General features: G+C 49.9%; 22 protein-coding genes and 11 tRNA genes. 30 read left to right on the top strand and 3 right to left on the bottom strand.

What is annotated here, in order from left to right:
• Positions 1 to 1,145 precede the first annotated feature (1,145 nt).
• The 3 genes from OYT88_RS19670 (at position 1,146) to OYT88_RS19680 (ending at position 5,231) form a co-directional block, all read left to right on the top strand.
• Positions 1,146 to 2,459, top strand: coding sequence for a dicarboxylate/amino acid:cation symporter (locus OYT88_RS19670; protein WP_274402073.1), 1,314 nt, complete (start codon positions 1,146 to 1,148; stop codon positions 2,457 to 2,459).
• A gap of 193 nt (positions 2,460 to 2,652) precedes the next feature.
• Complete coding sequence (locus OYT88_RS19675; RefSeq protein ID WP_274402074.1) at positions 2,653 to 3,552, top strand: DUF1002 domain-containing protein; 900 nt, start codon at positions 2,653 to 2,655, stop codon at positions 3,550 to 3,552.
• 356 nt (positions 3,553 to 3,908) lie between these two features.
• Positions 3,909 to 5,231 carry a VTT domain-containing protein gene (locus OYT88_RS19680; RefSeq protein WP_274402075.1) on the top strand — a complete coding sequence of 441 codons (1,323 nt, stop codon included), beginning with the start codon at positions 3,909 to 3,911 and terminating at the stop codon, positions 5,229 to 5,231.
• Positions 5,232 to 5,499: 268 nt separating this feature from the next.
• On the opposite strand, the gene OYT88_RS19685 is transcribed toward OYT88_RS19680, so the two are convergent.
• Entirely contained in the window at positions 5,500 to 6,657 is a 1,158-nt protein-coding gene (locus tag OYT88_RS19685) for an MGDG synthase family glycosyltransferase (RefSeq protein WP_274402076.1), read from the bottom strand.
• A 932-nt stretch (positions 6,658 to 7,589) separates the two neighbouring features.
• Here OYT88_RS19685 and OYT88_RS19690 point away from each other — a divergent pair.
• The 4 genes from OYT88_RS19690 to OYT88_RS19705 all read left to right on the top strand — a co-directional run bounded on the left by OYT88_RS19690 (position 7,590) and on the right by OYT88_RS19705 (position 11,409).
• A complete protein-coding gene (locus OYT88_RS19690; protein ID WP_274402077.1) occupies positions 7,590 to 8,348 on the top strand; it encodes a polysaccharide deacetylase family protein in 759 nt (252 codons plus the stop codon).
• A gap of 60 nt (positions 8,349 to 8,408) precedes the next feature.
• Positions 8,409 to 9,161 carry a DsbA family protein gene (locus OYT88_RS19695; RefSeq protein ID WP_274402078.1) on the top strand — a complete coding sequence of 251 codons (753 nt, stop codon included), beginning with the start codon at positions 8,409 to 8,411 and terminating at the stop codon, positions 9,159 to 9,161.
• 698 nt (positions 9,162 to 9,859) lie between these two features.
• Positions 9,860 to 10,795, top strand: a complete 936-nt coding sequence (locus OYT88_RS19700; RefSeq protein WP_274402079.1) for a peptidoglycan-binding protein — start codon at positions 9,860 to 9,862, stop codon at positions 10,793 to 10,795.
• A gap of 329 nt (positions 10,796 to 11,124) precedes the next feature.
• A complete protein-coding gene (locus OYT88_RS19705) occupies positions 11,125 to 11,409 on the top strand; it encodes a late competence development ComFB family protein (RefSeq protein WP_274402080.1) in 285 nt (94 codons plus the stop codon).
• A 364-nt stretch (positions 11,410 to 11,773) separates the two neighbouring features.
• Here the strand turns inward: OYT88_RS19705 and OYT88_RS19710 are convergent, their stop codons facing one another.
• Entirely contained in the window at positions 11,774 to 12,013 is a 240-nt protein-coding gene (locus OYT88_RS19710) for a ferredoxin family protein (protein WP_188802592.1), read from the bottom strand.
• Between the two features lie 123 nt (positions 12,014 to 12,136).
• On the bottom strand, positions 12,137 to 12,751 hold the full coding sequence (locus tag OYT88_RS19715) for a rhomboid family intramembrane serine protease (RefSeq protein ID WP_274402081.1): 615 nt from the start codon (positions 12,749 to 12,751) through the stop codon (positions 12,137 to 12,139).
• A 208-nt stretch (positions 12,752 to 12,959) separates the two neighbouring features.
• Here OYT88_RS19715 and acpS point away from each other — a divergent pair, with 208 nt between their 5' ends.
• The 23 genes from acpS (at position 12,960) to OYT88_RS19830 (ending at position 25,540) form a co-directional block, all read left to right on the top strand.
• Complete coding sequence (acpS, locus tag OYT88_RS19720) at positions 12,960 to 13,322, top strand: holo-ACP synthase (protein ID WP_274402082.1); 363 nt, start codon at positions 12,960 to 12,962, stop codon at positions 13,320 to 13,322.
• 55 nt (positions 13,323 to 13,377) lie between these two features.
• Complete coding sequence (locus tag OYT88_RS19725; RefSeq protein WP_274402083.1) at positions 13,378 to 14,889, top strand: NAD(P)H-hydrate dehydratase; 1,512 nt, start codon at positions 13,378 to 13,380, stop codon at positions 14,887 to 14,889.
• 50 nt (positions 14,890 to 14,939) lie between these two features.
• Positions 14,940 to 15,944, top strand: a complete 1,005-nt coding sequence (locus OYT88_RS19730) for a LolA family protein (protein WP_274402084.1) — start codon at positions 14,940 to 14,942, stop codon at positions 15,942 to 15,944.
• 414 nt (positions 15,945 to 16,358) lie between these two features.
• Positions 16,359 to 17,537: an alanine racemase gene (gene alr / locus OYT88_RS19735; RefSeq protein ID WP_274402085.1), complete on the top strand. Its 1,179-nt coding sequence runs from the start codon at positions 16,359 to 16,361 to the stop codon at positions 17,535 to 17,537.
• A gap of 223 nt (positions 17,538 to 17,760) precedes the next feature.
• Positions 17,761 to 18,039: a CopG family ribbon-helix-helix protein gene (locus OYT88_RS19740; RefSeq protein ID WP_274402086.1), complete on the top strand. Its 279-nt coding sequence runs from the start codon at positions 17,761 to 17,763 to the stop codon at positions 18,037 to 18,039.
• Between the two features lie 4 nt (positions 18,040 to 18,043).
• Positions 18,044 to 18,394, top strand: coding sequence for a type II toxin-antitoxin system PemK/MazF family toxin (locus OYT88_RS19745; protein WP_188802599.1), 351 nt, complete (start codon positions 18,044 to 18,046; stop codon positions 18,392 to 18,394).
• 259 nt (positions 18,395 to 18,653) lie between these two features.
• The gene (locus OYT88_RS19750) at positions 18,654 to 19,655 is read left to right on the top strand and encodes a SpoIIE family protein phosphatase (protein ID WP_274402087.1); all 1,002 of its coding nucleotides are present in this window, start codon (positions 18,654 to 18,656) and stop codon (positions 19,653 to 19,655) included.
• A gap of 64 nt (positions 19,656 to 19,719) precedes the next feature.
• On the top strand, positions 19,720 to 20,052 hold the full coding sequence (locus OYT88_RS19755; protein WP_274402088.1) for an STAS domain-containing protein: 333 nt from the start codon (positions 19,720 to 19,722) through the stop codon (positions 20,050 to 20,052).
• Positions 20,053 to 20,055: 3 nt separating this feature from the next.
• Positions 20,056 to 20,538, top strand: coding sequence for an anti-sigma B factor RsbW (rsbW, locus tag OYT88_RS19760; protein WP_274402089.1), 483 nt, complete (start codon positions 20,056 to 20,058; stop codon positions 20,536 to 20,538).
• Positions 20,507 to 21,292 (top strand): RNA polymerase sigma factor SigB, encoded by a 786-nt coding sequence (gene sigB, locus OYT88_RS19765; RefSeq protein WP_274402090.1) that lies wholly within the window; start codon positions 20,507 to 20,509, stop codon positions 21,290 to 21,292. The genes rsbW and sigB overlap by 32 nt, the downstream gene beginning before the upstream one ends.
• 227 nt (positions 21,293 to 21,519) lie before the next feature.
• Positions 21,520 to 23,715 carry a Tex family protein gene (locus tag OYT88_RS19770; RefSeq protein ID WP_443217547.1) on the top strand — a complete coding sequence of 732 codons (2,196 nt, stop codon included), beginning with the start codon at positions 21,520 to 21,522 and terminating at the stop codon, positions 23,713 to 23,715.
• 90 nt (positions 23,716 to 23,805) lie between these two features.
• Entirely contained in the window at positions 23,806 to 24,306 is a 501-nt protein-coding gene (locus tag OYT88_RS19775) for a SprT family protein (protein ID WP_274402091.1), read from the top strand.
• Positions 24,307 to 24,442: 136 nt separating this feature from the next.
• Positions 24,443 to 24,517 (top strand) — tRNA-Asn (locus OYT88_RS19780).
• Position 24,518: 1 nt separating this feature from the next.
• Positions 24,519 to 24,610: transfer RNA gene (locus tag OYT88_RS19785), tRNA-Ser, on the top strand.
• A gap of 20 nt (positions 24,611 to 24,630) precedes the next feature.
• A tRNA-Lys gene (locus OYT88_RS19790) sits at positions 24,631 to 24,702 on the top strand.
• Between the two features lie 148 nt (positions 24,703 to 24,850).
• A tRNA-Gln gene (locus OYT88_RS19795) sits at positions 24,851 to 24,925 on the top strand.
• Positions 24,926 to 24,928: 3 nt separating this feature from the next.
• Positions 24,929 to 25,000: transfer RNA gene (locus OYT88_RS19800), tRNA-Lys, on the top strand.
• A 6-nt stretch (positions 25,001 to 25,006) separates the two neighbouring features.
• Positions 25,007 to 25,091: transfer RNA gene (locus tag OYT88_RS19805), tRNA-Leu, on the top strand.
• Positions 25,092 to 25,104: 13 nt separating this feature from the next.
• Positions 25,105 to 25,190 (top strand) — tRNA-Leu (locus OYT88_RS19810).
• A 14-nt stretch (positions 25,191 to 25,204) separates the two neighbouring features.
• A tRNA-Arg gene (locus tag OYT88_RS19815) sits at positions 25,205 to 25,281 on the top strand.
• A gap of 3 nt (positions 25,282 to 25,284) precedes the next feature.
• A tRNA-Pro gene (locus OYT88_RS19820) sits at positions 25,285 to 25,361 on the top strand.
• Positions 25,362 to 25,370: 9 nt separating this feature from the next.
• Positions 25,371 to 25,444 (top strand) — tRNA-Gly (locus OYT88_RS19825).
• Positions 25,445 to 25,463: 19 nt separating this feature from the next.
• Positions 25,464 to 25,540 (top strand) — tRNA-Ile (locus OYT88_RS19830).
• Positions 25,541 to 25,680 lie beyond the last annotated feature (140 nt).

Here is a 25,680-nt window from a genome sequence, read left to right on the forward strand (position 1 = left end):
TTGGATAAGTTTTGAGACGACTCTATTCTAGCTGAGATAATGGGCCATGGCTCATTTTATTGTCGCTCTGGAAAAGAAAGGAAGAAATGAGTCGGGACGAAGGACGAGCCCTTGGGGGTGGGGCGGCCGCCCCACCCCCAAGAAAGGGCCGCCTCCCCCAAGAATCTACTCCTCCCTTTTTACACAATTATACGGACACAACTAGTTTCGGAGCGACAATCCAATGATTGGGAGCGAGTTTAGCCCGATTCGGAGCGAGATATGGGCGATTGGGAGCAAGTGATGCTTCGTTTGGTGCAACTGCAAAGTTTCGGAGCGGCAATCCGCTGATTGGGAGCGAGTTTTCGAGATTTCGGAGCGAGATATGGGCGATTAGGAGCGAGTTTTCACGATTTCGGAGCGAGTTTAGCCTGATTGGGAGCGAGATATGGGCGATTGGGACCAAGTAACGCCTCATTCGGTGCAACTGCAAAGTTTCGGAGCGGCAATCCGCTGATTGGGAGCGAGTTTTCGAGATTTCGGAGCGAGATATGGGCGATTAGGAGCGAGTTTTCACGATTTCGGAGCGAGTTTAGCCTGATTGGGAGCGAGATATGGGCGATTGGGAGCAAGTAATGCCTCATTCGGTGCAACTGCAAAGTTTTGGAGCGGCAATCCGCTGATTGGGAGCGAGTTTAGCCCGATTCGGAGCGAGATATGGGCGGTGATGCTTCATACGGAGCAGCTGCAGGATTTCGGAGTGTCTTCAAAATTTGGCCTGATTTTTTCGTGGTTCGGTGCAGCTTTCCCTGACCTGGTCCCAGCTTTTTAAATCCGACGGTTGCGCAATGATCTTTTTCTGATCGTTCATCATTCATAGAGTGGAAAACCCTATTTTCGTCATGAAATCTCAGATTGAATCATGGAACGACTGTATGGGTAAAAAAACTACTTTTTACATAACAGCTTAATACAACAGAAGCATGATGCTCCGATGAAACGACTTTATTTGTATTCTATCGAGGGCAGATTAATTTTTTTAAAATAAATAGTATGTTATATTGAAAATATGTGGTATAATAAATTCACTCAATGTTAACATTTTCTTCAAAAAAAGGGGTTAGGGCAGAAAATATGAAAGCGGTAACAGAAAAGGAGAGGTTTACGTGCGGCTTTTAAAAAATTTGACTTTTCAAGTGGTTGTAGCCATCGTTACAGGTATTCTTGTCGGCTTCTTCTGGCCGGGGCTCGGCAATCACTTGGAGGCGCTCGGCACAACGTTCATTAATGCGGTGAAGATGGTCATCGCACCGATTATCTTTCTGACGATTGTTGTCGGTATATCGAGAATGGGCAATATGAAGAAAGTCGGCAAGGTTGGCGGCAAGGCCTTAATCTACTTTGAGGTGGTGTCGACGGTTGCACTGATTATCGGGCTGATCGTTGTTCACATTCTGCAGCCGGGTTCGGGCCTGGATCCCGCCAAAATGCCGAGCGGCGACGTCTCCCAATTCACTCACGGCAGCAGCTCGGGAATGAATTGGGGAGAATTCTTCCTGAATATTATACCGAGCAATGTCGTTAATGCTTTCGCCCAGGGTGATATCCTGCAGGTTCTTTTCTTTTCCGTGCTGTTCGGATTCGGCCTTTCGGCTCTCGGCGAAAAAGGGCAGCCGCTCGTTGACTTTTTCGACCAGGTCTCCCAGGTTTTTTTCAAGATTATCGGGTATGTTATGTATGCGGCCCCGATCGGCGCATTCGGTGCCATGGCCTACACGATCAGCAGTTTCGGACTGCAGACGATCGCGCCGCTTATCAAACTGATGCTTTCCGTCTATGCGACCATGGCCCTGTTCATTTTTGTAGTCCTGATGTCTATCTGCAAGTTTGCCGGATTCAGCCTGTTTACTTATTTAAGATACATTAAGGACGAGATTCTGATTGTATTCGGAACCAGTTCGTCGGAAGCCGCGCTGCCGCGCATGATGGATAAACTGGAGCGGCTAGGCTGCGAAAAATCGGTTGTCGGCCTTGTGATACCGACCGGATACTCATTCAACCTTGACGGCACGTCGATTTACCTGACCATGTCCGTGGTTTTCCTGGCTCAGGTTTTCCACGTTCCGCTTGATCTCGGGCAGCAGATTGCCATTATCCTGATTCTGATGCTGACATCCAAGGGGGCCGCGGCGGTCACCGGCGGCGGATTCATTGTGCTGGCTTCAACATTGACTGCGATGCACGTGATTCCGATCGCGGGGCTCGGCCTGCTCCTCGGCGTCGACCGTTTCATGAGTGAAGCACGGGCGATCACTAATCTGATCGGTAACGGCATCGCCACCATCGTGGTTTCCAAAAGTGAAAAGGCGTTTGATAAAAAGAAAGAACAGCAAGCACTTTATGCCATGCGTCATCCGAATCTCGGCGGCATTTTTCAGGAAGAGCCGGTTACCCAGGTACAGAACGGACCTTTATCTTAAACAAACTTGACTTCACGTTCCTCCGCCGATATTATGAACTTGCACAAGAAGCGGTGCTCTCAAAAAAACCGCAGAACGTGCAAGTTCTTTATTTTTCAGACGAAAAAAATGGGTGTCAATCTTTGGGGCGCTGTTTCGGGACTTTCTGACTCTCTGCTCCCGAGCGGTTTGGAACCCGGAAAGGAATTTCATTATGAAATTGAAAAATATCTTGCCGCTTATCCTTGCCGCTGTTCTTGCGACAAGTCTGTTCGGACCGGAAAAAGCGTTTGCCGACGCGGTCCCGGGAGATGTTGTAGTCACACTGGGTGCGGATCTGACACCTGCACAGCGTACGTCTATTTTGAACGAGATGAGTGTCGATCCGCAGACGACGAAAATCATCGATGTGACGAACAATGAAGAACACCAGTATTTGGATAAATACCTTTCGTCGTCCCAGATCGGAACAAGAGCGATCAGTTCGTCGAAGATCACCCTTGGTCAGTCGGGTTCCGGGCTGACGGCCAGCACAAACAACATCACCTATGTGACCAAAGACATGTACATCAGTGCGCTGGCAACTGCCGGAGTCAAAGATGCGAATGTCTACGTGACGGCCCCTTTCCCTGTATCGGGAACGGCGGCACTGACCGGCCTGATCAAGGCGTATGAGGTATCGACGGGGAAGGTCATCCCGGAAGCGAATAAGCAGGTTGCCAACGAGGAAGTCGTAACGACTGCCGAGCTTGGCAACCAGCCGGGTATCGGCAAAGACAAGGCGACGCAGCTTGTGACGGCCATCAAGGACAACATTGCTAAAAATGCACCGAAGTCGCGGGCGGACGTTGAAAAAATTGTCCGGGATTCCGCTCAGCAGGTCAATGTGAATCTGAGCGATGCCGATATTCAGAAGCTGGTGGATCTCTTTGACAAAATGAGAGGCCTGAATATAAACTGGAGTCAGGTCAGCAATCAAATGCAGCAACTGAAGGATCAGATCAGCCGAGTGGCCAATTCGAGCCAGACGAAGGGATTCATGGCTCAGGTGCTCAGCGCAATCGGGAGTTTCTTCAATGCAATCTTCAACGCGATTGCTTCTCTTTTTAAGTAAAAGTTTTGTAAAATCATGCAGTTGCTTTTTTCGAATCGGCATCATTTGTCAACATGGAATGATGCAACTGAAATTTTTAGTCTACGGCGGCCGATGCAATGGTCGCTTTTTTTAAACAGGTTTGCGAATATATAACTATAACTCGAAAGGCTGATAAAAAAGGCAGAGTTCAGAGAAACTGTATCAGGACGTCCGGAACGTGAAGAACGACTCTATAAACGCTTCATGCTTGCCGGACGGGTTCATTTTGCCGGAGCCTTTCTTCAAGAAAGAAGACCAGCNCTTCATGCTTGCCGGACGGGTTCATTTTGCCGGAGCCTTTCTTCAAGAAAGAAGACCAGCCTGGGGGATCGCCAATGAGCACGCTTATGGATCTTTTAAACAATTACGGTTATTTATTTTTGTTTTGTTCGCTATTTATTGAGATGCTTGCCCTGCCGGTCCCAAATGAGCTGCTGATGAGTTATGTGGGCTATCTGGCTTACCAGGGTAAAGTGAACTGGGCCCTTGCCGTTTTTTTCGGAACGCTCGGCTGCATCGCCGGGGTGACCGTGACTTACTGGCTGGGCCGGCATCTGGGTGCGCCGTTTTTTTATAAATACGGACGTTACATCCACATTCGCAAGGAAGGAATGGATAAATTTTCGCGAACATTCGACCGGTACGGAAAATTCCTTTTGCTCTTTTCAAGCTTTATTCCGGGTGTGCGCCATGTCATTGGCTACATGTCCGGTATAACAAAAGTTTCTTTCCGGGCGTATGCCTTATTTTCCTACTCCGGCTATTTTATCTGGGTATTCACATTTATCGTTTTCGGCAAGCTGCTGGGTCCGAAATACGCTCTGCTGGTTACCGCCTTCAAGAAATATTTCATCATATTGATGGCCGCTCTGGCTGGTCTCGTTATTCTCTATTACGTGATCCGCTACAATCTGAAATCAATTAAACACTGGACGATCGTCGCTTATAAAAGCCTTTTTACCAATTTTCAGTCGCGGTTAAGATTGAAGCTGCTGATTATGGGGGCGACCGTCGTTTTCGCTGTGCTCAATTCCGTTATGTTCGGATTAACGGATGATTTCTTCCATCAGAAATCCGTCCTGTTTAACCAGAACTGGATCATGATTTTTTCAGCTGTCGTTTCTCCGGAATGGTATGCTTTCTTCGAAAAATCGTTGTTTCTTTCGCACCTGGCGGCAATGATCGGGATCGGCGGTCTGACCTGTGCTCTGATCCTTCTGTTCGGAAAGCAGAAAAAGCTCGAAATGCAGATGTTCTTCTTTACGACGGTCGGCGGCATGCTGTTCGTTACCTATCTGCCGCAGCTGATCGGTAAATTGATCGGTTCCGTGACAGCGAGCGGCCTTCAGTTTGAACCGGACAGCCGGCTGATCATGGCATTTGTTCTGTACGGTTATTTTATTTATCTGCTTACCCGCTATACCAAAAATTATTGGCTCAAGATAACTGTCAACGTGCTCGGTATCTGCTTGTTGTTTACGACGGGTCTCGGTCCGCTGTATATGCAGTATCAGCTTCCGAGTGATTTGATGACCGATTATATCTTAGCGGGGATCTGGGTGAGCTTCATGATCATGTGCCTCGAATTCTGGAGGCTGATTCTGATTACCGATCGGCTCGCACGCAGCGAGTGGGAGCGTCGGACTCAGGAGAGATAAGAAACGGGGCTGTCCCGCGTGCGGGGACGGGCTTGTAAAAGGAAAAATGCAAGAGCGGCAGATTGCACCTTGCATTTTGGCACGATGGGGAAGTATGAAATGAATAAAGGCCTCGTCAAAGACTTGGTATTGCCAAGTTTTTCTTTATACTTTAAATATCACATTGAGCGAGTGAAGGATAAACGGCTGAACCAAGACGCCGCGTCCTGTCCGGCCATTGCTGCTAAAGTTTAGCTGCGCCTGAGGGTCTGCCAACGCCGGATTCCCTTTATGCAAACTGGATGGAACTGGCCGCCGATAAAAACTGAGCCACGGCGTTTGCCGCATTTTTGGCGGACTGTCTCTGCTCGATACTGTAAGGCCGCATATTGGTACGCATGATATCCAGTGTCAGCGGATTGTTGAGCAGATCGATTAAGTGTTCAATCAGTTCCGAATGATCATTCGTCGCCACTGAAATGCCCGACGACAGCAAAAACTGAGTGTTATCCGCCTCCTGTCCGCCAAGAGGCCTGTAAATGATCATCGGAAGTTCGGATGCAATGGCTTCGGATACGGTCAGTCCGCCGGGTTTAGTGATTAACAGATCGGCTATGGCCATCCATTCGTTCATATTGTGCACAAAGCCTTCCACCTGAATATTGTGTTTTGCCGTCCGGCTGAACTGAGTAAACTGCTGAAAAATCTTTCGGTTCTGACCGCAGATGATCACAATCCGGACGTCCGGCTCTATTTTATCCAGCTGCCTGAGAATCGGCAGAAAATGGCCGAAGATACCGCCGCCGCCGCCCATTAAGAGCAGTACCTTCTGATGATAAGGGATATGATATCTTTCTTTTAATTCTCTTTTATTCTGCAGCCCGGAAAACTTAGGGTGAATCGGAATACCGGTGATCATAATTTTTTCCGGATCCACGTTCATGTCGATGAGCATCTGCTTGACTTCCTGGGTAGCGACGAGATAACCGTCCGTATACTGATTCACCCAGGTGCTGTGAACGGAATAGTCGGTGATGACAGTCAGCAGGGGCACGGATGTAAACCAGTCTGCCTGCTTGATCAGCGACATCATGACCGATGCGACCGGGAAAGTACTGACGATCAGATCCGGATGTTCTTCCTCAAGAGCTGAAATCAGCCGATAAACACCGACCCGATTCATTTTCTTAATCAGAGAAGAAGCAATATTATTTTTTTGTGTTTTTTTGTAGATGTAATGGTAAAGCGAGGGGAAATGAGTGACCCCGGATAAAAACGTGCGCTTTTCCAGTGAATCAAGCCTTGGAGGCGCTAAAGAAGTCCCATCCAGTACGCGCGTACTAAATTGGGATGTATTTAAATCCAAGGCTTTTGCCAGTGCATGAGCCGCCCGCTTATGACCGGTTCCGTATGATCCGGTTAAAATGATCACTTTCGCAATAGCCACGATCAAACACCTCGTCAGTTTAAAGTTCCTGTTATTATATCCAACCTGTGAGCAGTTCAGTTTCAAGAATTCAGTTGCGCAGAACGTGAACCCAATACTTCAAGTATTCGTGCATTGACTCGGCTATGTGACTTTTTCAATGACCCGGGGAAAAGCCCGGACCGGTCCTGCGGTTCCAACAAATGCACTCCATGAGATGAGCCGGCCGCCCGGCTCATGGCTCCATCCGCCGTTTGCCCGGCACCGGTCTGACAATCCGGGAACGCGTCCGGGCTGTCCATGCCCGCTGTATGTTTCAATATACCCTTCGGAACGAAACGGTGCAAGCTCATCACGGAAAGAAGCCCTGTAAAACATTATAAAACTTTTATTATGAAATAAAAACGAAACAAATAGATTCCGAGAAAACAATACGCGGGTTCTGAAAGGGAAAAAATTTCTCCGGACAATTCCGTAAATGCGTGCGTTAAATATAGTATAAAGCAAATCATCGGAACTTGTCTGCCCTTTTCATAACTGAAACGCTTTTAAGGATGACCCAGGCACGGGCTTCTTGATTTTTTCCCGGTAAATCCGGCCCCCCGGACGATCTGCCGTCCTTTCAGCTTTTTACGTCAGCCATGCCTTTAATATTTCATCATCAATAGTTTTCCTATATAATAACGATTGAAACGAGCGGTGATTAGAACGAAACAGAACAGCCGTAAAAAGAGGCCGGCCGCTCCGCCTGATATCGGCGGCACGACGGTTCGGGCAAAGAGGACAACCGTCAGCGGCGGGGGGTACCGACGATTTAGAAAAAATATAAATAAAAACGGCCTGCCCGCCATATCTATAAGTACAGGCCGATCGTTATCTGTCCCGGTTCCCCGCTTCCCCGCGGCTGATTGACGTATGATCGATTTCTTTAATAAAAAAAGAGGCGATGGCAGATGTATCGTCTGCTGCAGGCAGTGTGGACTGTTTTTCTGATATTTTTAGCATGGCTTACCGTTTACGGTATTATTCCGACTTTATCGATGCGTATGTTTTTTTTCAGAGGTTCGGCCGGGATAAAAAACGGACGCGGGAAAAAAATGGTCTGCCTGACATTTGACGACGGGCCGGATGCCCGCTACACGGCCCGGCTGCTTGACGTTCTGAAAAAGAATCAGGTGCGGGCCACCTTTTTCGTTGTGGGGGAAAGGGCGCTGAAAAATCCCGTTCTGCTCAAGAGAATGAAAAATGAGGGACATTTAATCGGCATACATCATTACAATCATTTCAGCAATTGGTTTCTGACGCCGAACGGGACAAGAAAGCAATGCAGGAAGGCGGCGGATGCTGTTGCGTCGATTACCGGGGAGCGGCCGGTCTATTACCGTCCGCCCTGGGGCCATATCAACCTGCTCCTGCCCTTCACGGCGAGAGGCCTGCATGTGGTTTTATGGTCGGCCATTCTTGGAGACTGGCGTGAAGCCTTAGGAGAAGAACGCCTGAAGAAAAGGATTCTGAATCATATGCACGACGGTGCGGTGATCTGTCTCCATGATAATGGCGAGAATCCCGGCGCCAACCGCGATGCGCCGACAAATACGATTGCTGCTTTGAACGAAATTCTTCCGGACGCCCGGCACCGCTACGATTTTGTGACTGTCGGCGAATTGTTCGAACGGGAGCACGTCAGGCGAAGAAACAAGAGACTCTCATAAGGAAACGACCGAATGAGCCAAGGTTTTCAGAAATTAAATTTGTAGCAAAGAGGTGTTCTGATGTCCGGCAAGAAAAACGAGTTTCAGAAAGCAGAAAAGGATCTTGAAAGCCGAAATAGGAAGAGGCGCATCGTCGTTTTCAGCTCGGTGATTGTAATTGTACTCATAGCCGCAGTCATCGCAATGATTTACAGAGGCCAGCTGGAGCGTGAAGCGAAACCGCAGAAGAAGCAGGCAACGCACCGCACAGAGCAGGCTACCGCCATTAATTATAACGGACAGCCTTTTATCGGGAGCAGCAATGCTCCGGTCAAGGTCGTTGAATTTGCGGATTATCGCTGCCCTTACTGCAAACAGTTCGAAGAAAACGTCGTGCCTCAGCTTGAAAAGAACTACATCGACACGAATAAAATCAGCCTGTATTTTATTAATTATACGATTCTCGGTCCGGGTTCCCAGCTGGCGGCTAATGCCGCAGAAGAGGTTTTTCATCAGAATCCGAAAGCTTTCTGGGCTTTTCATGACGCCCTTTTCAAGGCGCAGGGCGACGAAAATAGCGAATGGGTGACCAAACAATTACTGACCGACATCGCCAAACGGACCGTTCCGTCTCTTGACCTGAAGGCCTTCCAGAACGCGCTCGACACGGAATCGAATAAAAATGTGATTGCAAGGGACAATCAAATGGCCGAAGAACTCGGTGTTCCCGGGACACCGACTGTTTTTGTAAATGGTACGATGATTGACGGGGCGCAGGATTACACAGTGTTAAAACAGGCTATCGATCAGGCACTCAATAATAATAAACAATGAGTATTTTCTCAGAGCCCGCGCATTCCGGCCTTAATAGGGCGGGGGATGCTTTTATCTGTGCACGGCGGTGATCTTTTGAAAAGCAATCTGCCGGTGTGAGCAATGAAATTACTCCTCCGGAGAGCAATTTACTGGTACACGCCACGGGATGCCCCTCTGAAAGGCAGCTTACTGGTAAGCGGCGGGACGCTCCTTTAAAAGTCAGTCTACCGGTTGGGTAACGAAAAGGCTTCTCCGGAGGGCTTGTGATGTACGGACGGACGTAAAATTTCCGGAGACGGCTATTTTTCTTCCGTCTGCTGTGTATTCATATGATCGTGCCGAAAATCATCGGTCAACGCAGTATATCACGAGTAAATGGTTTTATCATCGGTAAACTTCAGAATATCGACAGTAAAGTGCGTGAAAACAACAGCGAAGCGCAAGGAATCAGTAAACGGTCTGAAATCAATAAATGAAAATTGCCAGAATTACTTTTAACCGGCACCGGCTGCTTTCTTCAGCCGGCATGACGATCATCCTGAAGCTTTGCTGCGTGATTGAAGCCTTGATCGCAGATGAGTGGTACGAGAAATCATCAGTTAATAAAAAATAACTGATTTGAGCGGGAGGATGTCCTGTCATCTGATTGTAAAGTATGCAATCCGGCCTATTGTCATATTAGTAAAAGAGATTATGAACGATGGGGGGAGACATCGATGTATTACGGGAGCGCACTGACGAAAAGTGTGGCCGTTGCTGCAACCTTCACTTCTTCTTTCTTTCTGCTGCCTCAGTATGCCGCTGCACATTTAATCAGTGACGACGGTTTGATCCATAAGGGAATGCAAAGCGAGGATGTCAGAACAGTTCAAACAGTTTTGAAAGCAACCGGAGATTATTCATTGAAGCCGACCGGTTATTTCGGCAGTGCCACTGAAAAGTCCGTCAAACAATTTCAGTTGAAGAACGGATTGTCCGCAGACGGAGTGGTGGGAGTCCGGACGAAACAGGCACTTGCCGTTCTGATTCACAAGCAGATCGGCCTTCTTGATCGGGGATCACAAGGAGAGTATGTAACCTATCTTCAGCAGTATCTGAACCGATTCGGCTTTTACAGCGGAAAAATCGACGGATACTTCGGGCCGATTACCGAGCAGGCCGTCGTTACCTTGCAGAAGAACACGCACATAGCAGTCGACGGCATTGTCGGACCGCAGACATGGGGAAGTATAGAGAAGCTGGATGAGGAGCGGTCCGAGTCTGAAACCGGCAGCCTGACCCGGCGGCAAGTGCGGCAGGCTCCTTCCGTGCACACGACCGTTCGCAGTGCCGCGGCTTCCGGAACAAAGCCGGTCACGACAGTCAAAGAATTTTATGCGAACAGCACGGCTTACACGGCGAAGTGTTCCGGATGTTCGGGGGTCACAGCAACAGGCATCAACCTTCTGAACAATCCGAATGCGAAGGTTGTAGCCGTCGACCCTTCTGTCATACCTCTTGGTACGCGATTATACGTGGAAGGCTACGGCTATGCGGTGGCCGGGGACACAGGCGGAGCCATCAGAGGACTGAAAATCGATGTTTTTTTCAACAACAACACGGAAGCACTGCAGTGGGGGAGGCGCACCGTGAAGGTCCAGGTGTTGAAGTGATCCGCCGGAAGGACGCCGGCGGCTGTTTAAAAACGGCCTGAGAAGTTTGAACTGAACCGGAAAACGAAGTGCATCAATCGGCATGATGCGGCCGTCCTATCCTTGCTTTTATCAACTATAGGACGGTTATTTCTTTGGAAATGCCATCGCACCGAGGAACGCCCGAACAAGCCGCACGAATCGCGTAAAAAAACAGGTTTCCGGCCGCTTTCTGCCGGAAACCTGTTACATATGAGCTTGAGCCCTCCCGGATTCTGTGCTACGATGTTCTTCAACAGAAAAGAGAGGATCCGTTTCATGATTTTCAGTTACGGAAAGAAGGCAGTGTTGTGATCATCCACAATGTGATGGAAGAAGCAGTGGAGGATATTCTGGATAAGCAATGGGAAAATCTGGCGGTATCCTGTCATTGTCCGGAGTGCAAGATGGATGTACTGGCACTGAGCCTAAACCGGCTGAAGCCCCGCTATGTCAGAAATCAGGCCGGCGGTATGTACGCGAAGGCGGATCTGATGACGGAGCAATCCAGGGCTACGATACTTACGGCGATTGTCGAGAGTTCAAAGGTAGTTTCCGCCTGCCCCCGTCATTCCGGGGGAATGATTCAAAAATAGCGGATACAGGAAAGATATGCTTCATATCCTTGCCATATAGAGCTGAATGGATTTAAGGTGCAGGCTTTTTAATATTACTTATGATTGACCGGGAAACCGGATTGAATCGAACGTGCTGTCATTGATCAAAAAAGCTCCCGCTTGCCCGCGGAACGCAGCACCGATATGCCAATATAAAGAAGGAAATGTCTGCCTGCAACAGGGCCAACCGGCCGGCCATCGGATTGTGCAGCATTCAGCCGGTCAAAAGGCAACCCGCCGGAGGCCTGTTTTATACAAATCGGGAAACATAAAAAGCAGGGAATGGGTACAAGAAAAGCCAAGGCTCAGCTGTCGCTGATCCCTGGCTTCGTCAGGCTTTTCTTTATCTATTTTTGAAAAAGTCGCGGTTAAGCTGAATGTATTTCTGTTCGCTTTCGGGGACCTCGTCCTCCGGATAGATGGCTTCAACCGGACAAACGGCCTCACAGGCGCCGCAATCAATGCAGACGTCGGGGTCGATATACATTTGTTTTTCACCTTCAACGATGCAATCAACCGGGCACGTTTCGATACATTCACCCGCTTTCTCATTCTGACAAGCCGAAGTAATGACAAAAGCCATAAAATGATCTCCCTTCAAAATAAATAAAATGTCGAGCTACTGTCCTAAGTATGACGAAATTCCGGGTGAAATTCAATCAAAGAGAGGACCCCGGCGCTATATTTTTCGCTTCCGGCAGTCCGTTTATCGGGTCGGGGCGTTGATAAACAAGATCGGTGCCAGCACAAATCCCGAGAGGAACCCGCTAAAGTGGCCGAGCACATCGACGTTGGGATCGGCAAACGAGCTGATCATGCCGACAAGAATCATAACGATAATAATAATCCGGTCCGGGCGGGAGACCAGATGACCGCGGAAAACAATCAGATAAAGATAGATGCCGAGCAGTCCGAAAACAGCGGCGCTGGCGCCGTAATGACTGTATCCGGACGATTGCAGAAGCAGGTCGGCGACATTGCTGGCGATGCCCGTTCCCAGAAATGCGGTCAGAAACCGCCATTTTCCGAGCATCGATTCAAGCGCGGGGGCAAAAATCAGGATAGAGAAGGCATTGAAAAGAATATGAGGGAACGTAACGTGCAGGAAAACCGGTGTGATCAGTTCCCACCAGGCTCCCTGCAGAATGGCGGCATTTGAACCTACCGTGTATTGAAAAAACTGATAAGCAAAAAACGGAGCGATTCTCCACGTTCCGGTAATTAAAAGCATCAGATAGATCGCTATGTCGACTGCCAGAATGAGAGAAGTGACAGGATAATGTTTCAGAAAAACTTTAAAAGGCTCATTTCGGATAAACACGTTCCGGCCGACCTCCTTAAAAAATGATCTTCCATTAAGTATAGGGTAAAATGGATGACAGTGGTAGTGAAAGAGAAATTTTATCTGCCGGCCGGTGCTCGGGCCGGATCATGACAGGATGAACAGCCGGGACGGAGAGAAAAGTTTAAAAAAGCCGTGACCGGTTTTTCCGGCTGAATCCGAAAGATTGAGATGGCGGAGGACAGATATGATTACGGGTATCGGTATCGATGTTACTGAAATAAAGCGAATGACGAAACATATTGATGATCAGGCGTTTATCAGCCGTATTCTGACCCCGGAAGAGCGCAGACAGTTTTCTCTTCTTGGGGCCAAACGAAAAGCGGAATTTCTGGCCGGCCGATTCTCGGCAAAAGAGGCTTATGCGAAAGCGAAGGGGACAGGCCTCGGTGCAAATCTGTCGTTTCAGGATCTGACGGTTCTCGACAATTCGCTCGGGCGTCCGGTTATGAAAGACAGGACATCTCCCGGCGCGGCGATCCATATCTCGATCACGCATACGGATACCGCCGCCGCGTCGGTGGCAGTTATTGAAAGCCCGTCATGCTAGTCTGCATAATTACAGACTTTGTCTCATATAGTTTATTACGCTGGGAGGGACTATTGTGCACGTCGTATCGCGGAAAGAGATGCAGGCCATTGATCGTTATACCATGGAGCAGATCGGGCTGGGAGGGCCGCTGCTCATGGAGAATGCGGGACAGGCGGTTTTTGCGGAGCTTGCCCCCGAACTGAAAAAGGGAGAGAAAGTGATTGTCATCATCGGCAAGGGGAACAACGGCGGCGACGGTTTTGTCGTTGCCCGGCAGTTGCTCGACAGCCGGGCCGTTCATGAAGAAACTTGGCTTCTGCCCGATCCTGAGAAAGTGACGGGAGATGCGGCTTATCACATGAATGCTTACCTGGCTGCCGGGGGAACGGTCCGCCGGGTGACGGAAGACGCAGAAGCTTTCGCAGCCAGCGTCGGACAGGCGGATCTGATTATCGACGCCCTGCTCGGCACAGGCATTCACGGGACGCCTTATCCCGATTATCTTCAAGTGATCGGACTGATCAACCGCTCCGGCGCCCGGGTCGTTTCCGTTGATCTTCCGAGCGGAGTATCGGCGGACGGGGAACCGTTTGCACATGAGTGCGTCAATGCCGATCTGACCCTGACGGTCGGGTGCCCGAAGCTGGCACAGTTTGTCCGGCCGGCTGCTCGGCACTTCGGCGAAGTCCGGACCGTCCGGATCGGCATTCCTGAATCGGCCTTCAAAAACCTGGACATCAAGAGAAAGGTATGGCAGGAAGAAGATATCGTGCGGACTTTGCCGAGACGCGATCCTTTTTCACATAAGGGATCCCACGGGAAGGGCCTCCTGATTGCCGGTTCGCCGCAAATGTCCGGCGCGGCTTTCTTCGCGGCTAAGGCGGCGCTTCGCTCGGGTATCGGGCTGCTGAAGGTCAGTGTCCCCGATCAGGTGCGTCCGGTCATCGCCGCACTGCTGCCGGAAACGATGTATATGCAGCGGCAGGCTCTCGATTTTCAAGGATTGTCGGGGCTTGCCGTCGGTCCGGGACTCGGGCGTGAACCGGAGCAGGCGGTGCTTGTGAGGCGCGTACTGGAATACGGGGAAATTCCATGTGTCATTGATGCGGATGGAATTTACCATTTAAAAGGCATGCTGGAGCTGCTTCGTGAACGCCGTGTACCTGCCGTCCTGTCCCCGCATCCGGGGGAAATGGCTCACCTTCTGGATTTGTCCGTTAAAGACGTGGAAGAAAACCGCTTTAATATGGCGAGGGCTTTCGCGGAGAAATATCACGTTTATCTTGTATTAAAAGGAAAAAACACGATCATTACGGCGCCTGACGGCGAACAGGCCGTCAATACAACCGGGAATGCGGCACTGGCAAAAGGCGGATCCGGGGATGTACTGACAGGCATTATCTTTGCTTTCCTGCTCCAGCATCGGCGGATGATGGACGCGATCTGCAACGCCGTTTATCTTCACGGTGCGGTTGCCGACGACCTGGTGCGCACCGGCCATTCCATGCTGGACGTCCTGGCGTCGGATCTGATCGAACGGATTCCTCCCGTTCTGCATCGGCTTTACCATGACGCGATGTGCTAGTATAGAATCCCTCCTTTGTCACCGAATAGAGGCAAAGGGGTTGGATACGAATGAAAAGATGGTCGGCTGCAGTGTTTGCTTTAGTCCTGATCGTTTCTATTTTATCGGGGTGCGGGGCAAAGTCGGAAAAAGACGTTGTTCAGAATCTCAGCAAAAAAATAGAGAACATCAACAGCTATCAGACGGACGCGACGATGACTTTTCAGCATAACGGAAAAAAACAAACGTATCAGGCGCATATTTCCTTTCAGAAACCATACTACTACAGAGTGGCACTTAGTGACGGCAACAAGGGCAACAATCAGATGATTCTGCGCAATTCGGACGGCGTTTTTGTGCTGACACCCGAACTGAATAAAAGCTACCGGTTCGAGAGCAACTGGCCGAATAACCGCAGCCAGGCCTATCTCTACCATTCCCTGGCCAAGGACATCCTGAATGACCCGAATCCCGGTTTTACGGCAAAAGAGAATCAGTATGTTTTTAATACAAAAACCAATTACAACACAGCCCAGCTGTCCAATCAGCAGATCGCTCTGAATAAAGATCTGACTCCGGTGAACGTCCGGATTCTGGACAAAGATCAGAATATTATTGTGACGGTGGTTTTCAAAAATTTCAAAGTGAATCCTTCTCTTGACAAGAGCATTTTCGATGTGAACAAAAATATGACGGCGGCGCGGATCGGGCAGACGAAGGCAGCCCAGGCGGCTGCGGAAACCTTTAAAGTGCAATATCCGACGGCGCGGATTTCCGGTTCGACCCTGTCATCGATGACGCCCGAGACAACGCAGGCCGGGGAAAAATATGTACTCAAATACGGCGGACAGAAGCCCTTTACACTCATTGAATCAAAGAGTTCGGCGGCGGCATCCGATGTACCGGTACTTGCCAGCGGCGATCCGGCCAATCTCGGATTTTCGATCGGATCGGTGAACAACAATACCCTCACCTGGTCTTACGGCGGCACGGATTATTTTCTTGCTTCCGATAAGCTGACGCAGGATGAGCTGATTACCGTTGCACAGTCCATGAACGGAACGGTCGTAAAGTAAAACAAGTCATCAGACAAAAAAGCGGATGCTTCTGCCGCCCCCGGCAGAGGCTCTTTTTGTACTATGAGGAGGGTTTAAAATTGAGCGGATTATAGTATAAGTGCAACTAAGCCTCTGGCTTCGCCTAAAGGCTTGCCAATCGGCAAGTTTTCTTTATATGAGGAAGTAAAAATGCCATGGCCGTCTCCGTCCTCCGCAGCAAAGGCTTTGCCTGTGCCGGGACCTAATAAGGCCGGATTTTTTATCTGAAAAAAGCAGATGAACGGATTGTCAGCCGTCTTCCGTTTTCCGCCGAGAAGTGATTAAATAGAAAATGGATTGTTGCCGGGGGCAGATCCGGATAAAATAGGATTTATATGTTTAATTAGGGCTTTATTTCCAGAATATATAAAATATAAAGGCTGGGGACGGAAAATGGAAACGTCTTTTTTCAGAGAAACATGGGCCGACATTGATTTGGACGCAGTTGCGGACAATGTCGCGAACATGAAAAAAAGGATTCCCGAAGATACGGCGCTCATGGCGGTGGTCAAGGCGAATGCCTACGGCCACGGGGCCGTTTATGTAGCTGAAACGGCTCTTGAAAACGGAGCGGAATGGCTGGCGGTAGCGCTGCTTGATGAAGCGCTGGCGCTTCGGAAACACGGAATCGAGGCGCCCATACTTGTCCTTTCGCCGATCCGGCCCGAAGATGCCGGACTGGCGGCTAAGTATCATATTTCACTGACCGTGTTTCAGAAAAAATGGCTGGAGGAGGCTTGCCGGACTTATCGTTCCGAGGAACCGGTGTTTCTGCACATTGCCTGCGACACCGGCATGGGCCGGATCGGCATCCGCAGCCGGCAAGAGGCGGAGGCACTGGCCGGAGAGATCGGCAAAGACAGGCGGTTTGTGGCCGAGGGGCTGTTTACTCATTTTGCGACAGCGGATCAGAATGACGAAACGTATTTCAATGAGCAGTACCGGCGCTTTGAAACGATGATCGACTGGTTTTCCGACCTGGGTATTCATCCGTCGCTGATTCACTGCGGCAACAGTGCCGCGACACTGAAATATCCGGCCGAGAAACGCCATCTTTTCAATATGGTCCGGTACGGCATATCCATGTACGGGCTGGCCCCTTCGCCGGAAATGGCTGCGAAACTGCCTTTTAAGCTGGAGCGGGTGCTTTCTCTCCACAGCCGTCTGACTCATGTTAAAAAGGTGAAGGCCGGATCGGCAATCGGCTACGGGGCGACGTACCGCACGGAAAACGACGAGTGGATCGGAACCGTGCCGATCGGCTATGCCGATGGCTGGCTGAGAGCTCTGTCAGGATCGGATATCCTCATCGGCGGCATCCGCTGCCCGATTGTCGGCCGCATCTGCATGGATCAGCTGATGTGCCGCCTTCCCGCTTCTTTCCCGATCGGCACAAGAGTCACACTGATCGGCGAAGACGGCAGCGACGAAATCACGGCCGACCAGCTTGCTGAAAAATTGCAGACGATCAATTACGAAGTCACCTGCATGATCCATCCGCGCGTTCCGAGAGTCTTCTGGAAAAACGGGAAACGAATCGGCTCCATAAACCCTGTTCTTGCCGATCGTTAAAAAGGATAGCGGCAGGACGCTGAAAAACCGGTTCCGGCAGACTGAAAAAAGGCATCGGAAGCGTGTTGCCTGCGTTTTTCTACAAAAAAGTTAAATTTTATAAAAAATAAGAGACAAAACTCGATTTTTGCCGGAAATTGCTTTGCAAAACCATTTTGAGAATGTTAAGATAAAGCCTAGAAACGAAAAGAGACTTTCTGACGAAAGTGGTGGGGGTGCAGGCATGTCCGAATCGAAATTGAAACAAATCATGCTCAGTTTACCGCAGCATTTGCTGAATGAAATAGACGGAATCGCCAGTCAGGATAAAATGAATCGCAGTGAGTTTCTCCATCGTGCTATCAGAATGTATTTACGTGAACGAAACAGAGGCCATGTTCGCGAGATCATGCGTCAAGGCTATATGGAAATGGCAAAAATCAACCTGAACATTGCTTCGGAGGCATTCCTTGCTGAAGAGGAGGCAGAGATTACTCTGGAACGCCTAGTTAGCGGGGTGTAAAGGAGTGATTGTTAAGCGCGGGGATGTATACTTTGCGGATCTTTCTCCGGTCGTCGGGTCTGAGCAGGGCGGTGTCCGGCCGGTGCTCATTATCCAGAACGACATCGGCAATCGCTTCAGCCCGACGGTTGTTGTAGCAGCGATTACCGCCCAGATTCAAAAAGCAAAACTTCCGACTCACGTGGAGATTGATGCAAAGCGCTATGGCTTCGACCGTGACTCTGTTATCTTGCTGGAACAAATCAGAACCATTGATAAACAGCGTCTGACAGATAAAATCGCCCATCTGGATGAAGAGATGATGGGGCGGGTCAATAAGGCCATACAGATCAGTCTCAGCTTGGTTGACTTCTAGACTTCTCAGCGGCATTGCATGCACCCTCGGGAAGAGAACGGACAGAGACATTTTTCCGGTAAGACGGAAAAATGTCTCTTTTTCTATTTTTCTGTATTTTATCGCCAAAAATTTGCCTTGCCTGTACCGGCATGAAATAATAATCAATAAGATCATGTTTTTGGTTTTGCAAAAAGGGCGGCTGGCTGTCGGAAAATGTAAAAATACACGCAAACTGTGCCCGGTGTTTGATCGGGACCGACGGGAGGGGCAGGAAAGGATGGATCATAACGAACGCCTGATTATGTATAAAATCATGCTGACCCACTACATCGCGCAGCGAAAGGAGACAGTCCTTCAAAGAGGGCAGAAACTGAGCCGTAAAATGATGGAAAACGGCGTGACGCCGGATGATGTCATCGGCGCACATATCGATGTGGTCAGCCGGATGATCGGGCCCGTCGATGAACGGATTGCGGCTTCGCTTGAATTTCTGATGGAAGTGATGGCCGGCTACGGTGCCGACTATCGCGAATACCAGAGCCTCAAAAACCGTCAGAAACAATTGGACACGGAAATCGACATTGCGGCCGATGTTCAGAGGGCGCTTCTGGAAGGGACGGTCCCCGACTGTTCTTTCGCGGACATCGGCGTTTTCAGTGAGCCGGCCAAGAAAATGAGCGGCGATTATTATCAGTTTGTTCAAGGCGAAAACGGTGTCCTCGGCGTAGCAGTGGCCGATATCGTCGGAAAGGGAATCCCTGCGGCAATGTGTATGTCGATGATTAAATATGCGATGGACAGCCTGCCTGAAAACCGCCAGGGCCCGCCGGGCGTTTTGGCCAGCCTGAACCGCGTTGTTGAACGGAATGTGGATCCGAGCATGTTTATCACGATGTTTTACGGGGTCTATGATCCCGTCGGGCGTACTTTCTCATTCTCATCCGCAGGACATGAACCCGGTTTTTATTACACGTCGGCCTGCGATCGATTCGACGATCTGGAAGCCCGCGGGCCTGCACTCGGGTTCTCGCCCAAAACAGGGTATACGGAATACACGAAGCCTGTGGCGGCGGGAGACATGATCATTCTGCTGACGGACGGGGTGACGGAGAGCCGGATCGACAATGAATTTATTGGACGGAAGAGGCTGATTGCCCTGATTCGGAGATACATGAATCTGCCCGCGCAGGAACTGGCTGAAAAAGTTTTTTATGAACTGGAGAAAATGCAGGATTTTGAATTACATGATGATTTTACATTTATTGCCGTGAAATTTTGAGTTTGCGGTCCACAAGAAGCGGGTAATGAATATTTAAAGCACTTGCGAATTCGGGAGGTTGACAATGAACATTTGTGTTGAGCGCCGGAAAATGGCGGACAGGCTGTTTTTTGTTACTGTCAAAGGAGAAATTGATGTCTACACGGCACCGGATCTGAAAAAGGAACTGCTTCCGCTGACGGAAATCAACGGGGCCGGCGTTACACTTGATCTGAGCGGGACTGTTTATATTGACAGCACGGCGCTCGGCGTCATCATTGCCGCACTTAAATCCGCCGCACGCCATCACTGCCGGTTTTCAGTTGCCGGCATGTCGCCGCGCGTGGAGCGCCTTTTCAACATCACGGGACTGATGGAAATATTAAAAAGAGAAAAAATCGCCGAGGGGGACAATTGATTAATGGACAAAACAGTGGATATCATCAAACTGACGATTCCCGCGAAGCCCGAGTATGTCTGCATCGCCAGACTGGCAAGCTCCGGAGCGGCATACAGACTGGGCTATCCTTTTGATGATATCGAGGATATTAAAATTGCCGTCTCGGAGGCCTGCACAAACGTGGTCAATCACGCTTATAAACACTGTGCCGCAGGAAATATACGGATCATGATTGAATGCCGCAAACATTCGCTGAGCATCACGGTCATAGATACCGGAAACAGCTTCAATCTTCAAAAAGTACTTAAAGGGCTCAGGCCGCTTGATGCTTCTATGTCTTTAAATCAGGTAAACGAAGGAGGGATGGGGCTTTTCTTGATCGACTCGCTGATGGACGAGGTCACCATCAGCAGCGAGTTCGGCGTCGTTGTCAAGATGATCAAGTTTCTTAAAAGAGACGGGGTGGAGCGTAGTGCCGACAAAGTCTCAACAGCAACAGAATGACATTCAGCAGATATTAGCCTACCAGAAAGATCCCGGCAATGAATCTCTGCAGAATAAGCTGATCAGCCGTTATGAAAATCTGGTCGGAGTGCTTTCGAATAAATTTGCCGGAAACAGGGACGTGCGCGAAGATCTGTTTCAGGTGGGGATGATCGGCCTGATTTCCGCACTGAAACGATTCGATCCGGTTTACGGCCGCAGTTTCGAATCGTTTGCCGTTCCGACAATCATTGGCGAAATTAAGCGCTACATCAGGGACAAGACATGGAGCGTTCATGTGCCGAGGCGCATTAAGGAACTCGGACCGAAGATTAAAAAGGCGGCGGAAGAGCTGACAAACAATCTGCAGCGTTCGCCGAGAATAGAGGAAATTGCCGAGGCAGTCGGAGAAAGCGAAGAAAGTATCCTGGAGACAATGGAGATGACCCGAAGCTACAACACTCTTTCGGTGGATTCGCAGATTGAATCCGATGCCGAAGGAGGAACCGTCACACTCCTTGATATCGTCGGAAACCAGGATAAAGGCTATGAAAAGATAAACAAAAAAATACTTCTTGAAAAGGCGTTCCGGGTTTTAACGGATCGTGAAAAAGAAATAATTGTCTGCACATACTTTGATACTTTGAGCCAGAAGGAAACCGGAGAGCGGCTGGGGATTTCTCAAATGCATGTGTCGCGTCTTCAGCGAAGGGCTTTGCGGAAACTCAGAGAGACTTTTTCCGGGGAAGGCTCTGAAAAATTAGCTGAATTATAAATTTCTTGAAAGAATTCAGAAAGTAAAAACCGACCCGTATCCGGGCGCAACATTTCCGAATCGAAACGGTTGCCTTTAGATTTGCGGCTCCGGCCGCCGGCAGCATTGAATCGACGAATGACAAACCGAACTGTCCTTCATTGGCCCAGTACCGGGCTTGCGGAAAGGGCTTTTTTTTATTCGCTTTTAAAACGGAAAGATGAAACCGAAAGGCATGTGTTTCTGCTATGATAATAGGGAAGAGGGGGAGCCGGGAAGTGGAGGATATATATCTACATATTGCGAAAGATCTGGGGATTGCCACGAATCAAGCTGAACAGGTGATCCGTCTTTTGGGGGACGACAACACGATTCCTTTCATTGCCCGTTACAGGAAGGAAATGACCGGAGGGCTTGACGAGGTTCAGATAGAGCAGATTCAAAACGCCTATGTTTACAGGCAGCAACTGGAAAAGCGGAAAAGGGAGGTCATTGCCCGGATTGAAGAGCTTGGCAGCATGAATGAACACTTAAGACGAAAAATCGATCATGCCGCCAAATTGCGCGATGTCGAAGACCTTTATCTGCCTTACCGGCAAAAGCGGAGAACGAGGGCGGCCGTTGCCCGGGACAGAGGACTTGAACCGTTTGCCGGCTGGCTGACAAGCCTTCCCGGAGCGTCTGTTGAAGAAAGGGCGGCACAATTCATATCTGAAAAAAAAGACCTTTATACCGTCGACGATGTTATCCGGGGCGCCCGGGACATTGTGGCGGAACGTCTGGCCGCCGCCCCCGACCTGTGTGCGCTGGCGCGGCGGGAAACATTCGCCCGGGGCGTGCTTCTTGTCCGGGCGGGGAAAAATAAAGACCGGGACGAGAAGCGAGTGTACGAAATGTATTATGAGTATCGGGAGCCGGCCAAAAAGATCGCGCCGCACCGTATTCTGGCGATTAATCGCGGAGAACGGGAGGGCATCCTGAGGGCGGCGGTTGAGGCACCGGCAGACAGGATCGTGCCGGCTCTTAAACGGGCCCTTATCAAAGGAAAGAAAACATCCGCAGCGGGCATTCTTAATGACTGTGCCGAGGATGCCTACAAAAGGCTGATCGCACCCGCCGTTGAACGGGAACTTCGCCAGGAGCTGACTGAAAAGGCGGAACGGCAGGCCATTCATATCTTTTCGGAAAATCTCCGCGGCCTGCTCCTTCAGCCGCCGATAAAGGAAAAGACGGTACTCGGCGTTGATCCGGCCTACAGGACCGGCTGCAAGCTTGCAGTGGTTGATCCGACCGGCAGGGTACTCGACATATCGCTTATCTATCCGACGCCCCCCAGGTCCGAGATTGAGTCCGCACGCCGAACGGTACTGTCACTGATTGATAAGTATCATGTGGACATGATTGCAATCGGTAACGGAACGGCATCCCGTGAAACCGAAGCGTTTATTGCGGAAACTTTAAAAGAGGTTCGGAGCAGAACGGTCTATTATGTGATTGTCAATGAGGCAGGGGCGAGCGTGTACTCCGCCTCTGCGGCGGCACGGCGGGAATTTCCCGGACTGCATGTCGAGGAAAGAAGCGCCGTTTCGATCGCCAGGCGGCTTCAGGATCCCCTCGCCGAACTGGTTAAGGTCGATCCCCAATCCGTGGGTGTCGGTGAATACCAGCACGACGTGTCGCAAAAAGAACTGAATGAATCACTCGGCTTCGTCGTTGAAACGGTTGTGAACAGGATCGGCGTCGATGTGAACACGGCGTCTCCGGAACTGCTCTGCTACGTGGCGGGCCTGTCGAAAACGGTTGCTGCCAATCTGGTTGCGGAACGCGGCCAAAGAGGGAAATACGACAGCCGCGAGCAGCTGAAAGAAGTGCCGCGTCTCGGAATCCGCGCTTTCGAACAATGCGCCGGTTTTCTGAGAATAAGCGGCGGAAGCGAACCGCTCGACAATACGCCGATACATCCGGAAAGTTATGCGGAAGCCAGAAAACTTTTAAAAAAAATAGGCTGCCGGATGGCGGAGATCGGCTCGGAAAATCTGAGGAACAGGCTTGAAGCCCTGAATATTCCGCAAACAGCTGCCGAACTTGCAATCGGAGAGCCGACGCTCAAGGATATGATTGAAGCCTTGATCCGGCCGGGCCGCGATCCGCGCGAGGATGTCAGACAGCCGATTCTGAAAACAGACGTACTGGAATTGAAAGATCTGCGAAAAGGCATGAGGCTTGAAGGGACGGTCCGCAATGTTGTGGATTTCGGTGCTTTTGTGGATATCGGCGTGAAACAGGATGGACTTGTTCACATTTCAAGGCTTTCCGAACATTTTGTCAGGCATCCGCTTGACGTTGTCAGCGTCGGTCAAATCGTCACAGTCTGGATCGACGGCATTGATCTTGAAAAGGGACGGGCTTCTTTAACGATGATCGATCCGCAAAAGAAGATGTGAACGTCTCCTGCATATCAGCCTGCAGCGGGAGAATGCAGCGGCTTTGATACAGAGCTTCATGAATAACATTTTTCGGAGAGGACGGGCGTCATGACTGACGAAGAACTGCAGAAACTTGTGCAGCATGTTTCAATCGAAAGTTTCCATCTCCCGTTCCGCCACCGAGCGGTCTTTAATCCAAGGCTGAGAACGACGGGAGGACGCTATCTCTTAAGCAGCCATTGTCTGGAGTTCAATAAGCACCAATTGCTGCATTTCGGAATAGAAGAATTTATAAAAATCATTAAACACGAATTATGCCATTACCATCTGCATCTGGGCGGGGGCGGCTATAAGCACAGAGATTCCGACTTTAAAAAATTGCTTCGGCAGGTCGGCGGATCCAGGTATTGCGGAGCGATTCCCGGAATGGGCAATTCTTCAGTTTTGCAATACATCTATCATTGCCGAAGATGCGGGGCCTCGTTTATCCGAAGAAGGCGCCTTGATACAAGGCGATATGTCTGCGCTGCATGCGGCGGAAAGATTCAATTAATGAAGCAGGAAAAACGTGCTGAAAGAAATGATCGGGAAAATGAACAAAAGGGTTGACGTGGTCTTGGGTTTTGTGCTAAATTAGTAAAGTCGTCAAAAGGACGAGAAAGAAGAAGAATGCTGTTAGGGCTTGATTGACAAATTGGTGTAAGTAGTGTAAAATTTCCTCTGTTTTTGTAGGAAGACCACTTATTCCACAGTAGCTCAGCGGTAGAGCAATCGGCTGTTAACCGATCGGTCGTAGGTTCGAACCCTACCTGTGGAGCCATGGAGAAGTACCCAAGCTGGCTGAAGGGGCTCCCCTGCTAAGGGAGTAGACGGTGTAAATCGTGCGAGGGTTCGAATCCCTCCTTCTCCGCCATTATTTTGCTTTTTTATTGTGGCCCGTTCGTCAAGCGGTTGAGACGCCACCTTTTTACGGTGGATTTGTGGGTTCGAGTCCCGCATGGGTCACCGTTAATGCATTACTTGATTGGATTGCGCGGACCCGCGGCGCAGTGGTTAACTGCCATGCAGGAAATCGTCAGTTCAAGTCCGATTGGGTCCGTCATTATTGGACGGTATGGAAACTTAACAACGTGCCTTGTTTTATATAGGTTTTTGGCCCATAGCCAAGTGGTAAGGCAGCGGTTTTTGGTACCGTCATGCGCTGGTTCGAATCCAGCTGGGCCAGCCACATGAGCCACTAGCTCAGGGGTAGAGCATCTGACTTTTAATCAGAGGGTCGAAGGTTCAAATCCTTCGTGGCTCATTTTCAGCGGGTGTGGCGGAATTGGCAGACGCGCTAGATTTAGGATCTAGTGTTTGGCGACGTGGGGGTTCGAGTCCCTTCACCCGCACCATATTCATTATTATGCGGTCGTGGCGGAATGGCAGACGCGCTAGCTTGAGGGGCTAGTGGAGGCAACTTCGTGGAGGTTCGAGTCCTCTCGACCGCACCATTTTTATTTATTATGCGCCCTTAGCTCAATTGGATAGAGCGTCTGACTACGGATCAGAAGGCTGGGGATTCGAGTTCTCTAGGGCGCACCATATCGGGAAGTGGCTCAGCTTGGTAGAGCATCTGGTTTGGGACCAGAGGGTCGCAGGTTCAAATCCTGTCTTCCCGACCATATCGTCGCGCGGGTGTAGTTTAGTGGTAAAACAAGAGCCTTCCAAGCTCTGGTCGTGGGTTCGATTCCCATCACCCGCTCCATTATATCTTTATTTATAATGGGCCTGTAGCTCAGCCGGTTAGAGCGCACGCCTGATAAGCGTGAGGTCGGTGGTTCAAGTCCACTCAGGCCCACCATTTATTTTCCAAATGGAATGTTCCTTGAAAACTGAACAAAAGCCAAGCGCAATTGAGAAGGGGCCCACCCTTCAATCAATTCAAACAGCTGAGGAATCAAACACGGAAACAACGGATCTGCGGATCCGAAGCAAGCGATA

Origin of the sequence: Sporolactobacillus sp. CQH2019, from assembly GCF_028765345.1 — a bacterium.
Lineage (GTDB): Bacteria > Bacillota > Bacilli > Bacillales > Sporolactobacillaceae > Sporolactobacillus.